This window comes from Allobosea sp. BE125 (assembly GCF_031456075.1).
Classification (GTDB): domain Bacteria; phylum Pseudomonadota; class Alphaproteobacteria; order Rhizobiales; family Beijerinckiaceae; genus Allobosea.
In genome coordinates this window covers 356040-371425 of the sequence record NZ_JAVDTY010000001.1, presented here as the reverse complement: position 1 = coordinate 371425, position 15386 = coordinate 356040, and the positions used below count along the sequence as shown (strand labels likewise).

9 protein-coding genes are annotated in these 15386 nt (G+C 64.1%); 4 read left to right on the top strand and 5 right to left on the bottom strand.

The window, feature by feature from the left end:
• Window positions 1-31: 31 nt before the first annotated feature.
• From J2Y55_RS01710 to J2Y55_RS01690, 5 genes are all read right to left on the bottom strand, one after another.
• Window positions 32-748 (bottom strand): GntR family transcriptional regulator, encoded by a 717-nt coding sequence (locus tag J2Y55_RS01710; RefSeq protein WP_310147006.1) that lies wholly within the window; start codon window positions 746-748, stop codon window positions 32-34.
• Between the two features lie 434 nt (window positions 749-1182).
• On the bottom strand, window positions 1183-3690 hold the full coding sequence (gene bamA / locus J2Y55_RS01705; protein WP_310147004.1) for an outer membrane protein assembly factor BamA: 2508 nt from the start codon (window positions 3688-3690) through the stop codon (window positions 1183-1185).
• Between the two features lie 343 nt (window positions 3691-4033).
• Window positions 4034-5281: a peptidase T gene (pepT, locus tag J2Y55_RS01700; RefSeq protein WP_310147002.1), complete on the bottom strand. Its 1248-nt coding sequence runs from the start codon at window positions 5279-5281 to the stop codon at window positions 4034-4036.
• Between the two features lie 500 nt (window positions 5282-5781).
• Window positions 5782-9270, bottom strand: coding sequence for an ATP-binding protein (locus J2Y55_RS01695; protein ID WP_310146999.1), 3489 nt, complete (start codon window positions 9268-9270; stop codon window positions 5782-5784).
• Window positions 9270-10544, bottom strand: coding sequence for a metallophosphoesterase family protein (locus J2Y55_RS01690; protein ID WP_310146998.1), 1275 nt, complete (start codon window positions 10542-10544; stop codon window positions 9270-9272). The genes J2Y55_RS01695 and J2Y55_RS01690 overlap by 1 nt, the downstream gene beginning before the upstream one ends.
• 521 nt (window positions 10545-11065) lie before the next feature.
• Between J2Y55_RS01690 and J2Y55_RS01685 the strand changes: the two genes are divergently transcribed.
• From J2Y55_RS01685 to J2Y55_RS01670, 4 genes are read left to right on the top strand one after another with little or no spacing between them, the layout of a single operon-like run.
• Complete coding sequence (locus J2Y55_RS01685; RefSeq protein WP_404978791.1) at window positions 11066-12469, top strand: FAD-binding oxidoreductase; 1404 nt, start codon at window positions 11066-11068, stop codon at window positions 12467-12469.
• 2 nt (window positions 12470-12471) lie between these two features.
• Window positions 12472-13002, top strand: coding sequence for a TRAP transporter small permease (locus J2Y55_RS01680; RefSeq protein ID WP_310146992.1), 531 nt, complete (start codon window positions 12472-12474; stop codon window positions 13000-13002).
• Window positions 12999-14279, top strand: a complete 1281-nt coding sequence (locus tag J2Y55_RS01675) for a TRAP transporter large permease (protein WP_310146990.1) — start codon at window positions 12999-13001, stop codon at window positions 14277-14279. The genes J2Y55_RS01680 and J2Y55_RS01675 overlap by 4 nt, the downstream gene beginning before the upstream one ends.
• A 24-nt stretch (window positions 14280-14303) precedes the next feature.
• Window positions 14304-15326 carry a TRAP transporter substrate-binding protein gene (locus J2Y55_RS01670; protein WP_310146988.1) on the top strand — a complete coding sequence of 341 codons (1023 nt, stop codon included), beginning with the start codon at window positions 14304-14306 and terminating at the stop codon, window positions 15324-15326.
• Window positions 15327-15386 lie beyond the last annotated feature (60 nt).

The following is a 15386-nucleotide window of genomic DNA, read 5'->3' as shown; positions in this document are numbered from 1 at the left end:
GCAAGCCTGCAGCACCATTCCAGTGCTTGAACTAGCCGGCAACCAGCGCGCGATGCGTGAGCCCGAGCCTTTGATACAGATCGCGCTGGAAGGTGAGGATGTCGGCGCGCCGCAGGTCGCGAGCCCTGACCGGATCGCGATCCCGAAAGGCCAGGACCATCTCGTGGTTGATATGGACCGTGAAATGCAGGAAGTCGGGATCGGGCGCGGCCGGCGCGGACATGGCCTCGGCGAGATGCGGCCCCAAACGCAGCCGCAATGTGAAGATCGCCGATTGCAACACGCCCGACGATGACCCCTGCGCGATCCGCAGACCCCAGGACTGGATGCAGGTGACGATCTTCACGACATCCGAGCTGTCGTAGGCAAGGCGAAGCTCCTCGTTGATCCGCGACAGGATCGCGACGTCCTCCTCGGAGGCGCGTTCGGCAAAGCGCGCCGCCGCCTCCCCTTCCACCAGGACCCGGGCCGAGTGCAGATCGTCGAGCTCGGCGCGGGTCAGGACCGGCACCAGGATGGAGCGGTTGGGGGTCGCGTGAAGCGCGCCGTCCGCCGCAAGCCGGACGACGGCCTCGCGAACCGGTTGGATGCTGGTGTTCAGGGATGTCGCCAGGCCGCGCAGGGTGAGCTTCGTTCCGGGCAGCAGATGCCCGTTCAGGATGGTTGCCTGCAATTGCCCATAAACCTGTTGCCCAAGCGTCCTCTGCGGCACGGTGCGGCGGATGCTGTCGGCTGGGTTCTGGGCCAAGGATAACCTCTCGTTTTCGCCTGAAGAATCCCTGCCCTTTTCGGTCGCGGGGCATCATCGAAGGGCACTATAGTGTAGACCGCAATAACCCGGCCAACTCAACGAACATAGGGGTTGGCACACAGGTTCTCCGATACGGAGAAAGCGCTGGGTTCGGCTGTGGACCTGATACCGGTGCGGCGCCCTCTTGGGACGAGGCCGAGATCGCCCAGGCGATGCTCGGTCAGAGCCGCTCGCCGACTGTTATCGCCGACGGCTCCAAGCTCGGGAGAACCGCGATCTTCCAGGTCTGCGAGCTCAGGCGGATTCAGCGCTTGATGCTGGACGAGCTTCCGGCGAGGCCCTCGCTGCGGCCCTGTCGGCAGAGGGCATCAAGGTCATCGTCGCGGAATGATCGCGTCTCCGGCGGCTTATCCGCCGCAGACGCGATGAGCTCAAAAGCGCGTGCCGCCCGAGAAGCGGAAGGCTTGGATCTTGTCGCCGCCATATTTGATGCCGGTCGTCGGGTCGCGCCAGCCATCATCCTTCGTCAGTGCATAGGCGTAGTCGAAGCGGATGGGACCGAGCGGCGACTGCCAGAGCAGGCTGACGCCGATCGATGAGCGAATGACGTTGTTGTCGCGGACGCAGGCGACGTTGGATTGGTAGCTCGAACTCGTCGTGACCTTGAACTGCCGGGCTTCAGAGCCGGTCGGGCAGCCCGTATAGCTCGCGCTGGTAATCGTCTTCGAGCCGCCGTCATAATTGAACAGCGTGCCGGCATCGGCGAATATCGCGCCGCGCAGGCCGGCATCGCGCGGCAGGCCCGGCAACGGAAACTGCATTTCGAGCGTGCCGCCGACATAGGTCGTGCCGCCGAGTGCGCTGCCTGTCAGCACATCGCGCGGGCCGATGCCGGTGGAGGAGAACCCGCGTACCAGGTTCGACCCCATGGAGTAATGGTCGATCATGCGCAGGTCGCCGCTGGTCGCCTGGACATGGCCGCCCTGGAACCGCACGAAACCGACGACATCGTCGAAGAGCTCGCGATAATAGCGCGCATCCGCAGCGACGCGCAGGAACTTCGAATCACCGCCGAGGCCGGCATATTCGGGCTTCAATTCGGCGACGAAGCCGTTGCGCGGTTTCTGGATGTTGTCGAGCGAGTTGTAGTTCAGGTTCAGCCCGATCAGGGAGGTGATGGTCGAGCCCTGCGCCTCCTTCACCGCGACCGACGCCTCGCCATTGGTGAGGCAGTTATAGGTTGAGCTTTCCGCAGTTGCGCCCGTTGTCCCCGGCGTCGTGCCCGTGATCACGTTCGAGCAGTCGTTATAGGGATAGTCCGTCGAGTTCGGGACCTTGATCTCCGTCGTATAGAGCGAATAGCGCGGCGTGATCGAGAACTCCTCCGTTATCGGGAAGGTCAGGCGCACCTGCCCACCGGTCACGCGGCTCGAATAGCGGCTCGTGCTGTAATAATCATTGTATTTCGAGAACGCGTCGAACCCGGCTGCAACGCGATGGCCGAGGAAATAGGGCTCGGTGAAGGAGAAATCGACGCCCTGGGTACGCTGGCCGAGCGTGCCGGCGATGCGCACAAACTGGCCGCGGCCGAGGAAATTCGCCTCCGACAGTGCGACCTCGCCGATGACGCCATCCGAGGTCGAATAGCCGCCGCTGATCGAGAACGAGCCGGTCGCCTTGTCCTCGACATCGATGTTGACGATGACGCGGTCGGGCGTCGAGCCCGGCTCGTTGGTGATGCGAACCTTGCTGAAGAAGCCGAGATTGTTGAGACGACGCTCGGCCCGGTCGACCAGGACCTTGTTGTAGGCGTCGCCCTCGCTGAGATCGAGTTCGCGCCGCACGACATAGTCGCGGGTGCGGGTGTTGCCGCGCACATTGATGCGCTCGACATAGACGCGCGGCCCCTCATCGACGACATAGGTGATGCCGATGAGGTGGCCGGCGGCGTCGCGATCGCCACGCGGACGGACCTGCGCGAAAGCATAGCCACGACGCGACACCTCCATCGTCAGGGCCAGCAACGACTTCTCGACCGCTTCGGCGTTGTAGGTGTCGCCGGCGGAGGTCGCGATGACGCGCTGCAGCGCATTGGGATCAATGTCGGGCAGCTTGGAATCGACCGCGACATTGCCGACGCGGTATTTCGCCCCCTCCTCGACCGCGATGTCGATGATCCAGCCGCCTTGCGCCTCGTCGAAATGGGCCTTGTTCGAGACGATCTGGAAATCGGCATAGCCGTTCTTCAGATAATAGCGGCGGATGATTTCGAGGTCGGAGATGATCCGGTCCGCCTCATAGACGTCCGAGGTCTTGATGAAGCTGAGAAAGTTCGACTCGGTCGAGGTCATCAGATCGCGCAGGCGGTCCGACGAATAGACATTGTTTCCGCTGAAATTGATCGATTTGATGCCGGTCTTGCCAGCTTCGGAGATCGTGAAAACCACATCCGAGCGACCATTCGACAAGGTGTTGATGCGCCCGCTGACCGAAGCCAGGCCGTAGCCGGCGCGGCGATAGGCATCCTTCAGGCGCTGAACGTCGGCATCGATCAGCGCCTGGCTCAGCGGGCCGTTGGCCTTGGACTGGATCTGCTGCAGCAGGACGTCGCTTTTCAGGCGACGATTGCCCTCGAAGGCGACGCGATTGACCGCCTCGTTCTCGCGCACGGCAATGACGATCTGCGAGCCGCGCCGGCTGACCTGGACGCTGGAGAACAGGCCGCTGGCGACCAGCTTCTGCCGAATCTGCTCGGGCGTTCCCGCCTCGGGGTCGCTGGCATAGCCCCGGATCGTCTCCGCATCGACGGTCCTGTTGCCCTGCACGACCACGGCCTGCGCGAACGCCGCGCCGCCGCCGAAAACCAGCAGGAACATGGCCAGCCCGGCCGACACAGAGAGCCACGCCTTGAAAACCCGGCTCGGGGAGGTCCACGTCATTCTATCGCCTGTTGCATCACCGGTTACGCCGATGGCAGGCTAACCAGCGACTAAAGGCGAAGAATCGACGAGATTGATTCCAATTGCTTCCGACCATTTCGCGCGGTGTCTGAACGACTTCGCCGCGCCTTATTTTCGAAGAGCCGAAGCGGTCTATTTCAAGTTCCGCACATAATTCCGGAATGAAAATCAAAAATTACTGCAATAAAACGACTATATCAGCAGAAAATCCGCGTTCTACAGTTCATCCGCCTGCCATCGAGACCGCTTTTGGAAACACAGTCTTCATCCTGAAGAACGCGCTGGCAGCCGTGTCGAAATCGGTTCCACGCCCCAGAGGCTGTCAGACCTTACCAGCCCGCCCCACCGGCTGCGCCGCCAGGCTGCAGATCATGCGCGCGACATCGAACGACTTCTCGAAGGCCGGGACGGGCAGGAACTCGAAGCGCGAGTGGAAATTATAGGCGCCGGTGAAGAAATTCGGCGTCGGCAGCCCCTTGGCGGAGAGTGCGGCGCCATCCGTCCCACCCCGCATCGGGATCAGCTTCGGCTCGATCTGCAGCGCCGCCAGTGCCGCGAAGAGCAGGTCGACCGAGCGGCGGTCATCGCCCAGGCTGTCATGGATATTGCTGTAGGTGTCGCTCACCTGGCAGTCGACGCGGCCTTTCGGATATTGCGCGGCGATCTGTGCCGCAACCTCGCCAAGGCGCGCTTTGCGCCGCTCGAACGAGGCTTTGTCGAAGTCGCGGATCATCACCCGCAACCGCGCCTCGCTGACATTGGCGACGATGTCATGGAACCAGATATAGCCTTCGCGGCCCTCGGTGTGCTCGGGGGTCTGCCTACGGTCGAACTGGCTGATGAAGTCGTGCGCCATCAGCAGCGGGTTCACCAGGACATTCTTGGCCGACATCGGGTGAGCGCTGACACCGCTGAAGACGATGTCGGCAGCCGCGGCGTTGAAGTTCTCGATCACGACCTCGCCGAGTTCGCAGCAATCGATCGTATAGGCGAAATCGCAGTCGAACCGGGCGAGGTCGAGGACCTTGGCGCCGCGCAGGCCGATCTCCTCGTCCGGCACGAAGGCCACCATGATGTCGCCATGCGCATCCTCGGGGCGCAGATTGGCAAGCAACGTCATGATCACGGCGATCGCGGCCTTGTTGTCGGCTCCGAGCACGCTCGTGCCGTCGCTCGCGATGATATCCGCGCCGGCCCAGGGGCGGATCTCGGGATGCTCCGCCACACGCAGCCAGATATCCTCTTGCCGGTTCAGGCAGAGATCCTCGCCGTCGAAGCGCAGGATCTGCGGGTGGATCACTGGCGAAAGCCCGGAGTCGACCGTGTCGACATGTGCGATGAAGCCGATCCGTGGCGCGGCCGGCCGCGTGCCCGGCTTCACCGCCGTGACGGTGGCATGGTCGTCGATGACGACCTTCTCGAGCCCGAGCGCGCGCAATTCCTCCGCCAGCAAGGCGGCCATCCGTTGCTGGCCCGGCGTGCTCGGCAACGCCGTGGATTTGGCGTCGCTCTGACTCTCGACCGCCAGATAGCGGAAGAACCGCTCGATCAGCTGCGCGCGAATGCTCATCCTGTCTCCGTCAGGCCATTGAGGCTTTGTGCATCGCCTCCGTCGCAACGACCCTATCGCAATGACGGGCGCGAGACAGCGCGGGAAAGGCGGACCTCGCCCTCGCTGGCCGCATCCTGCCTAGCCCGCCGCCGCTGGTCTGAAAGGCAAAATGCGAGAGTTAAAATGTAGTTATATCAGTATGATACGAAAATTCAGCCTCCTAATAAGGAGACCGCGTCCATCATTGAATGAGAACGCAGGCGCTGGATCCACCAACAAAAGAGACCGCAGTCTCACGGTTTCGTCGCAGCCTGATCCGTTTGCCAAGCATGCTCATCGGGAATCGCGGAACGCCCGTCGAGCCAGGTTAGCGACTTGAAAGGTTCGAGCCTCAATTCGCTGGCGGTGGGAAGCCCAGATGTTTGCAAAGCTGTTCGATAAGCGGTCGGAAGCGGACCTTCATCGCATACTCATGCGAGGATCAGAATTGCCTCATCTGCGACGCGTCGCTTCCAGTATCATCGCGAACCAAGGGCAAGCTCGTGAACCCGGGCGCCCGGGCAGACCCTCCGCGCGATCTCGCAGAGATGCGGATGATGGGTGAGGTAGATCACCTGCCCGACCTGCGCCATCTCCCCGAAGAGCCGGAACGCCTCCTCGGCGCGGAAATCATCGAAAGTCTCCATGATATCGTCGGCAATGAACGGCACTGGCTGCCGAGAGGCAACGAATTCGTAATATCCCGCGACGCGCAGCGCGAGATAGAGCTGGAAGCGCGTGCCTTTCGACAGTTCCGCAGCCTCTTTTGAACCTCCGCCAGCTGCCAGCGCAATCAGGATCTCGCCGTCCTTCTCCGGCTGGGCAGCGAGCCCGGTATAGGCCCCACGGCTGATCGTCGCGAAGGCTTGGGAAGCGCGCGCCATCATCGAGCTGCGATGCCGGTCGCGATAGGCGCGCAGCGCCTGTTCGGCCGCGGCGGCGCCTAGCTTCAGCCTGAGATAGCGGAGCGCCCGATCCTCGATGTCGAGCAGCAGCGTGCGCTTCTCTTCCTCGATCCTCGCCACGGCGCCATCGCCGCCGACGGCCTCGACCTGGTCGAGCGCCTTGCTGTGGACGGAGAACATGTCACGGCTGCGCTGGTCCTGATCATCGAAGCGAGCCTTCAGCTCGACAAGCTCAGCCTCCAGGGCGGTGTGATCGGCACGATCGAGCGTGGCTTGCGCCTCGTCTATTGTAGGCAGCCGAAGCGCAGCGAGGATGTCACGCTCGGCCGCCTCTATCCGCGCCGTCAGTTCCGCCCTCTTTTCGATGGCCGCCAGCTTGCCCGACACCTCCGCCAAGGTCGCGACGCCGAAGAAAGCGGTCATCTCGATCTTGCGGTGATCATGGATCGCCCAGGTCTCGGAGAGCGTGCGTTGTCGGGTCCGAGCAACTTCGAGGTTTTGGGCGGCGGTCGCCCGCCGCGTGCGTTCGGCCTGGGCTAGCTGAACCTGACCACTGACCGCCTGGGCCAGATCCAGGATATCGCCCGACGGCGCAATGATCCCCATCTCACTGGCGAGCGCTTCAGCCTCGTCGCGGAATGCGGCCTGATCTTTCTCCATCTTGCCTATCCGGTCGACGAGGCTGGCCTTCTTCTCCAGCACGGGCCCCAGTTCAGTGATGGCCACGAGGATTTCGCGAACGGTCGAGAGCGTCGGCACTGTGCCGCCCTCTCCCAGCCAGCAGGCAGAGCAGGCTTTCGTCCATAAGGCGTTCCAGTCCCGGTCGGCCTCCGTAGCCTTTTCGAGCTCACGTTCGCGGCTCGACAGATCGCGCCGCCGTTCATCTACGCTGGCCCGCAACGCCTTCAATTCGACCTCTCGATCGATTGCTCCCTGGCCTGCTACGAGCAGCGCCTCGAACCGGGCATCGGCGTCCTGCAGCAGACCGGCCGCTTCGAGCGCCGTCGCCAACCGATCCCGCACGGCCACGGCGTCGGCCTCCGCCTCACGGAGGCCACTTTCCGCTGCACGGTCGAGCGCCCGCGCCTCCAGTGCCTTGTCCCGCCGACCGAGCCAGGCTTCGAACTGGGGCAGCGCCATGCTGTCCGACAGAGCTGGGCAGGTCGCAGCTACAGCCGCGGCAATCTCGCGCTGGATGCCTTGCAGAGCCGTTGCCGCGACATTCCGGAGTTCTATGGCGCGATCGCACTCCGCCTTGACGATGGCCAGTGCCTGGCTCGCCTGGTGGAGTTTTGCGAGATCTCCCATATGGCCCAGTCGCCCACTCGTGATGATGTCGTCACGCCGAAGGGCCGCCTCGAAGCCATCGGCAGAAGCCGTGTCGAGCTTGTTCCGATGAGCGGCCCAGGCCTGCTCCCGGATTGCACGAATGCTCGCAGCTTCCTGATCCGAGACGAGACCTGAGATCCCACTGAGCGCATCCAACCCGGCCGTCAGGCGGATCTGCTCCGTCGTCAGGCGCTCGACCTCCCCGGCATACTGATCGACCCGCTTCTGTGCCTCAGCGGTCGCCAGTGTCCAGCGTTGAATCTCCCCCGCATCGGGCGCCGGCAGGTCGACAAGCTCGTCGATGTCACCGTTCCACGGCCGTAACTCGCGCAAGCGATCCGCCAGCGTCGCGCGAGTGGCGTCACGAGTCCTTTCGGCCAATCTGCGCCGAGCCGCGTGGTCATCCGCCCGCGCGGCCGCAACGGTTGCTGCGAGCGATGACATTCGCGTCTCTCGTCCCTGCCCCATCTGCGGATCGCCGCCAGCCTCGCGCAGGTTCGCCTGCGCCTCGTCCAATCGCCGACGAACCTCGGACAGCTCATCGGCCGCCGATTTCAGCGCCGCCTCGACGCCGGAGCGCGTTTCGATCAGGGCGCGAAGAGCGCCCATGATGGAGGCTCCCAGCACAAGACGATCGGGGCTGGCTTCTCCGGTCCGATCGATCCGGCCCAGGATCGCGGAGATCGCGAGTTCGGCCTCGCGCAGTTGCAGGTGGCGCTCAGGGATGTCCTTCTCGGCCGTGACATGGCGAGCGCGCAGATCAGCGAGCCGCTCGACCTTGTCGGCCAACCGCAACGCCGCCTCATCCACGACGATCGCGTCGAGTTGCCCTGACAGTTCCGCGATCTCCTCGGTGAGGCCTTGCGCGCGAATGCCGAGCTCGATCTCGTCCTTTTGCAATTGCGGCAGCTCGTCGGCCCAGCCGCGCGGAGCGTCGGGAAGGTCGGCCACAGGCGCGATGCGTTCTCGAAGCGCGCGCAAATCCGTCAGGCGCGGCAAGGCGCTGAGATGGCGCTGGATCTCGTCCATGCGCGCCTGGATACGGCTGCGGCTGACGATTGCCTCTTCATAATGGATCGCGGCCCGATCGCGCGCCTCGATAAGCTGGGCATAGTCGGACGCGAGAGTATCGATCCGCTCCCGTTCCGCCTTGAGCTCCCCGAGACGGGCCTTGAGGTCCGACAGCTCGCCACTGCGGGCACGGTATTTGTAGAAGCCCTCGGCCTCTGTCTTGAGATCGACGAGGCCTTTGCTGAGATCCGCGAGACCCGCGCTCGCCGAAAACAAGAGCTGGCCGAGATCGCCCTTGCTCGACAGGATGCTTTCGCCGCCGGCTTCCAGCGTTGCATCGTCGAGCGAGAACATGGTGCGATAGGATTCACGATCGATGCCGCCGAGTTCTCCCAGAAGGACGCCTTCGGCAATCGGCTGGTCGCGCGCATCGAGCAGACTGTTTTGTGGTCGCTTGATCCGAACGAGCTCGTGGGGACCACCGGCAAGCTCCAATCTCCCGCCAATGCGCATCGTCGGATAGGGATGGATGAAGTTGAAGCGGCTGCGCGTTTCGATCCCGAAGAGAAGATCGAGAAAACCGGCAAGAGCGGTCGATTTGCCGGCCTCGTTGGGACCGTAGACGATATGCAGGTCGGGCTGGCCTTCCACCCGCTCGCCAAACTCGATGCGATGATCGGTGAACTTGCCGTAGCGTGTGAGGTCAAGGCATTTCAGGCGCATCAGGAAACGCCGCCTTCCGCGCCGGCATGGAGTCGGGCTAGCACGTCTTCGGACCCGTCCTTCGCCAGGGCTGCGATCATGGCCTTGAACGCTTCCTCGTCTGAACCGAGCAGGCCGCGGCATTCCTGCGGAAGCTGTGTCCTGAGCTCCTCGGCAATGGCCGCAACCTCGGCCTGGTATGCGTCGGAGCCGATGACCTCCTCGTCGATCAGGCGGCGCAGTTCGGTGAGGGGATCAGCCGGAGCGCCAGCCACCGCAGCCGGGGCCCGGCAGTCGACCTCGAGCTTCTCAACCCAGCAGCTCCCGATGACCGATGCCCGATCGTCGGCTTCCGTCTTGAGGAGATCGAGATCGCGCCGGATGCGCCAGGCCAGTGGCGTCGCTCCCGTCACCCGCAAACGGGCGACAAGATGTTCTGAGGCGACGTCGCCGCGCGCCTGCTCCAGCGCTCGCGCCAGCGCCGCAACGAGGTCGCGCCAATCGTCGATGCCTGTCGCATCGACGGCAACCCTCTCGAACTGCGCGATGCTGGTAACGCGCTCCTCGATTCGGATCGAGCGATCGTCGCCGATCGTCACCAGGGTCACGGATTTGGCACCGGCCTCGTTGATGTCGCGCCCCTGCGGCATGCCGGGCATCACGATTGCGCAGCCGCCCTCGACGATCGAACGTTTGTGGACATGGCCGAGCGCCCAGTAGCGAAAGCCAGTGCCCTGCAGATCGGTGAGGCTGCACGGCGCATAGAGGTCATGTCCGGGCGTGCCGGCGAGGCTGGTGTGCATCAGGCCAATATTCACGGCGCCCTCGACGGGTGGCCTGTACCTGCCAACCAGGCTTTCGGGGGCATGGGGCTGCGCAAAGCTGAGGCCATGGATCGCGACGGGAAACTGGCCACCGTCCCGCTCGATCGCAATCGCTTCAGCGCGGCCGCCGAACAGCTTCACCGAATCCGGCAAGGTCAGCTCCTTGCTGATCCGCGACAGGGCATCGTGATTGCCACGGATGACGAAGACGCGGATGCCGGCTTCATGCAGCCGGCGGAGCTGCTCGGCCAGGAAGCGCGCCGTCTTCATCGAGGCCTGGTCGCCATCATAGAGATCGCCCGCCAACAGCAGCGCATCGACCTGCTCGTCGAGACACAGATCAACGACGCGCACGAAGGCTCGCCGGGTGGCGTTTCCGATCAGATCGGCGAGGTCCGGATCACGCAGCGCGAGAGAACGCAGCGGCGAGTCCAGGTGGATGTCTGCCGCGTGGACGAAGCGATATGTCACGTTTTGCCTTTTGTCGCCCTTCGATGCGCAACACCGCGCCAGCGACCTTAGCGCATTCACGATCCCCGCCGACTACACGACGACAGACAATCTGCCGCGAGAGGGCGCAAGTCCACACGGCTTTGAAGAAGTCAGCGGCCAAAGCAAGTGTCGGCGAGCGAGTTCCAAAGACCATCATGCAGCATGCGAATTCGCCGATCTGGTCGGTCGAGAAAGGCCTCAAGCCCGCTATGCGCCAGGAGCGGAAGTTGAACCATTGCCGGAAAGCGGACACGGACACTGACAGCAAGGTCAGTGTGGGGAGGCGTGCGCTTCCGAGCGGCCTTGGCTGCGCCGCCACGAGCAGCAAAACGAACACATCCTAAACTGCCTTTGCTGGCAAGGCGCTCAGCGTATCGGCGATGAGCTCGGGCTCGTCCTTGGATTTTTCAGGGCCAGCGCCGCCGCCCCTTGACCCGCGTCATCACGCCTTCTAGAAGATTGTACCTTACATACAAGAGGGCGGTCACGCGATGCTTGCGATGAACCAACCCCGTCGCGCGGAGGATGCGCTTGAGGATCTGAAGGCCAAGCTCGGGGCGCATGCAGTCCTGACCGGGGCCGATGTTCCCGCGCGCAACTGCAACGATTGGAGCGCCCAGCTCCCTCGCCGGCCCCTGGCCGTCGTGCGACCGGTTGATGCGACAGGAGTTTCCCAGGCGGTCACTGCCTGCCGTGCGGCGGGCCTGCCTTTCGTGCCGCAGGGCGGCATGACCGGGCTCTGCGGGGGCGCGACGCCCGAGGCGGGCTGGGTCGCCATCTCGCTCGAGCGCATGACCGGCATCGAGGAGATCGATACCGCCAGCGCCACGATGACGGTGAAGGCCGGCACGCCGCTGGAGCTGATCCAGAACGCAGCCGACGCCGCCGGCTTCCTCTTCCCGCTCGATCTCGGCTCGCGCGGCTCCTGCGCCATCGGCGGCAATCTCTCGACCAATGCCGGCGGCAACAGGGTCATCCGCTACGGCATGACGCGCGACCTCGTGCTCGGGCTCGAAGTCGTGCTCGCCGACGGCACGGTCGTCACCAATCTGAACAAGCTGCTCAAGAACAATGCCGGCTACGACCTGAAGCATCTCTTCATCGGCTCGGAGGGAACGCTCGGCATCATCACCCGCGTGGTGCTGCGGCTGTTCCCCAAGCCGCGCTCGACCATGGCCGCGCTCTGCGCGCTCTCAGACTACGACGCGGTGGTGACGCTGCTGGGCGAAGCCCGCAACGGCCTCGGCCCGAACCTCTCGGCCTTCGAGGTGATGTGGCCGGATTACTGGCAGGTCGTCACCGAGCGCGTCGGCGTGCGCGCTCCCGTCGGCAGCGGCCATGGCTTCTATGTGCTGGTCGAGACGCATGGCTCGGACGAGGCCGCCGACGGAGCGCGTTTCCAGGCCTGGCTCGAAGGCATGATGGAGCAAGGCGTCCTCACTGACGCCGCCGTTGCGCAATCGCATGCACAGACACAGGCCTTCTGGGCCGTCCGCGACGCCTGCGCCGAATTCGGCCAGGTGCTGGGCCCGCATGTCTCCTACGATATCGGCCTCGTGGTGGCGCGCATGGACGTCTTCGCGACGCGCTGCAAGGCAGCGCTGAATGCCGGCATTCCCGGCTGCGAGAGCGTCTATTACGGCCATATCGGCGACGGAAACCTGCATCTCGTCACCTGGGTGCCGGGGCTTGCCATCGAGCAGCAGCCGAAGGCGGAGATGGACGCGATCATCTACGGTCTCGTCCGCGAACTCGGCGGCAGCATCTCGGCCGAGCACGGCATCGGCACCATGAAGAAGCCATGGCTCGGCCATGCCCGCAGCGAGCCGGAAATCGCGCTGATGCGGACGCTGAAGACGGCGCTCGACCCCGACAATCTGCTCAATCCCGGCAAGGTGATCTGACCATGGCGCGTGGTTTCAAGCTCATCGAGGCGCTGCTGGCCGCGCTGCTGCTCGCCATGGTGGTGATGGTCTTCGGCAATGTCGTGCTGCGCTACGTCTTCAACTCCGGCATCGTCGTCTCGGAAGAGCTGTCGCGCTTCTGCTTCGTCTGGCTGACCTTCATCGGCGCGGTGCTGGCCATGCGCGACGGAAGCCATCTCGGCATGGACACCGTCGTGCGCGCCCTGTCGCGCCGCGGGCGGCTGATCTGCTTCGCCCTCAGCCAGGCCCTGATCCTGATCTGCTGCATCATGCTGTTCGAGGGCACCTGGGTCCAGCACGAGGTGAACGCCACCACGGCAGCACCGGTGACCGGCCTGCCGATGATCTGGGTCTATGGCGTGAGCTATGTCACGGCGCTCGGCATCGGCCTGCACGCCGCGACCAAGCTCTGGCGCGTCGCCACCGGGGTGATCCGGGACGATGAATTGATCGACGTCAGCGAGAGCGAAGACATGCCCCATCCGCCCGTCGCCGGAGAACTGCGCCCGTGACCGTCGTCGTCTTCACGACCTCGCTGCTCGGCGCCATGGCGCTGGGCATGCCGATCGCCTTCGCGCTGCTGGTCTGCGCGGTCGCCCTCATGCTGATGCAGGGCAATATCGACACCGCGATCCTGTCGCAGAAGCTGATCGAGGGCGCCGACAGCTTCCCGCTGCTGGCGATCCCCTTCTTCATGCTCGCCGGCGAATTGATGAATGCCGGCGGCATCTCCAGGCGCATCGTGGTCTTCGCGCTGACCTTCGTTGGCCATCTGCGCGGCGGACTCGGCTTCGTCGCGATCTTCGCCTCCGTCGTCATGGCCGCGATCTCCGGCAGCGCGGCGGCAGACGCTGCGGCGATCGGCGCCTTGCTGATCCCGATGATGCGGCAGGCCGGCTACAACGTGCCGCGCGCGGCCGGGCTGATTGCCGCCGGCGGCGTCATTGCCCCGGTGATCCCGCCATCGATCGGACTGATCGTCTTCGGCGTCATCGCCAATGTCTCGATCGGCAAGCTCTTCCTCGCCGGCATCGTGCCCGGCCTGATGATGGGCCTGTCTTTGACCATCGCCTGGCTGTGGGTTGCGCGGCGCGACAAGGTCACGGTGCTGCCACGCCAGGATTGGGGCGCGCGAGCGCGCGCCGGCATCGACGGCATCTGGGCCCTGATCATGCCGCTCGGCATCATCGGCGGGTTGAAATTCGGCGTCTTCACACCGACCGAGGCCGGCGTCGCAGCCTGCGTCTACGCCTTCGTGATCGGCGCCTTCGTCTATCGCGAACTGCCGCTGCGCCAGCTCTATCCGCTGCTGGTTGCGGCAGCCAAAAGCACCTCCGTCGTGGTCTTCCTGATCGCGGCCGCCCTGATCTCGGCCTGGCTGATCACTCTGTCGGAGCTGCCCGAGCAGGTCGCGGCGATGCTCAGCCCCTTCATGGGCAACAAGATCCTGCTGATGTTCGTCATCATGGCGATCGTGGTCGTCGTCGGCACGGCGTTGGATTTCGCGCCGACCCTGATGATCCTGACCCCGGTGCTGATGCCGGTGATCAAGCAGGCGGGGATCGATCCCGTCTATTTCGGCGTGCTCTTCATCATGAACAACGCCATCGGGCTGATCACGCCGCCGGTCGGCATCGTGCTGAACGTGATGTGCGGCGTCGCCAACATTTCGATGAGCGATCTGATGAAGGGGCTCTGGCCCTTCCTCTGGGCGGAACTGCTCGTGCTGTTCCTGCTCGTGCTGTTCCCCGGACTGGTGATGGTTCCGCTGGCCTGGCTGTCGCGTTGATTTCAAAAAGGGAGGATCAAGAAAATGACGAAAAAATCGCTGCTTGTGAGCTTGCCCGCCGCGTTTGCGGCCATTGCCCTGGCTTGTATCGCCGGCCCCGCCGCGGCCCAGTTCAAGGAGCGCAGCATCCGCGTCTCCAACGGCGTCAGCAAGGAACACCCCATGGGCAACGGCCTTGCCGCCATGGGCGCCTGCACATTGGCGAAATCCGGCGGCAAGCTGAAAATCCAGCCCTATTGGGACGGAGCGCTCGGCAACGACCTCACCGCGACACAAAGCGTGCGCACCGGCTCGCTCGACATGGTGCTGACCTCGACCGCACCCCTGACCGGCATCGTGCCGGCACTCGGCGTGTTCGACCTGCCCTTCCTCTTCAATGACGAGAAGGAAGCCGACCAGGTTCTCGACGGCAAGGCCGGAACCTGGTTCTCGGACAAGCTGCCGGCCGTCGGCGTCATCAATCTCGCCTGGTGGGAGAACGGCTTCCGCTACACCACGAATTCGCGCCGGCCGATCACCAAGGCCGAGGATTTCCAGGGCGTGAAGATGCGGGTGATGCAGAACACCATCTTCATCGACACCTTCAAGGAGCTCGGCAGCAATGCCGTGCCGCTGGCCTTCTCCGAGGTCTATTCGGCACTGGAGACCAAGACGGTCGACGGGCAGGAAAACCCCTACAACAACATCGAGAACATGAAGTTCTATGAGGTGCAGAAATACCTCACGCTGACCAAGCACGCCTACAGCCCGACCTTGGTGCTGTTCTCCAGGAAGATCTGGGACACGCTCTCGCCCGCCGAGCAAGGCGTGCTGAAGGAATGCGCCATCGTCGGCCAGGCCGAGCAGCGCAAGGTCAACCGCGAGAAGTCCGATCTGAGCCTGGCCAACCTCAAGGCCGCGGGCATGCAGGTCAACGAGATCTCGCCTGAGGAAACCGCGAGGCTGCGCGACAAGCTCAAGGTCATCTACGAGCGCAACGCCGCCTCGATCGGGCAGGAGGCGCTCGACCTCGTCCTCGGAGATCTCAAGCGCATTCGCGGAAGTTGAGTTTCGGCGCTTACAATCTCGGGAGCGGCTTACGGGTCGCAGCTGACCCGGCCATTCGTT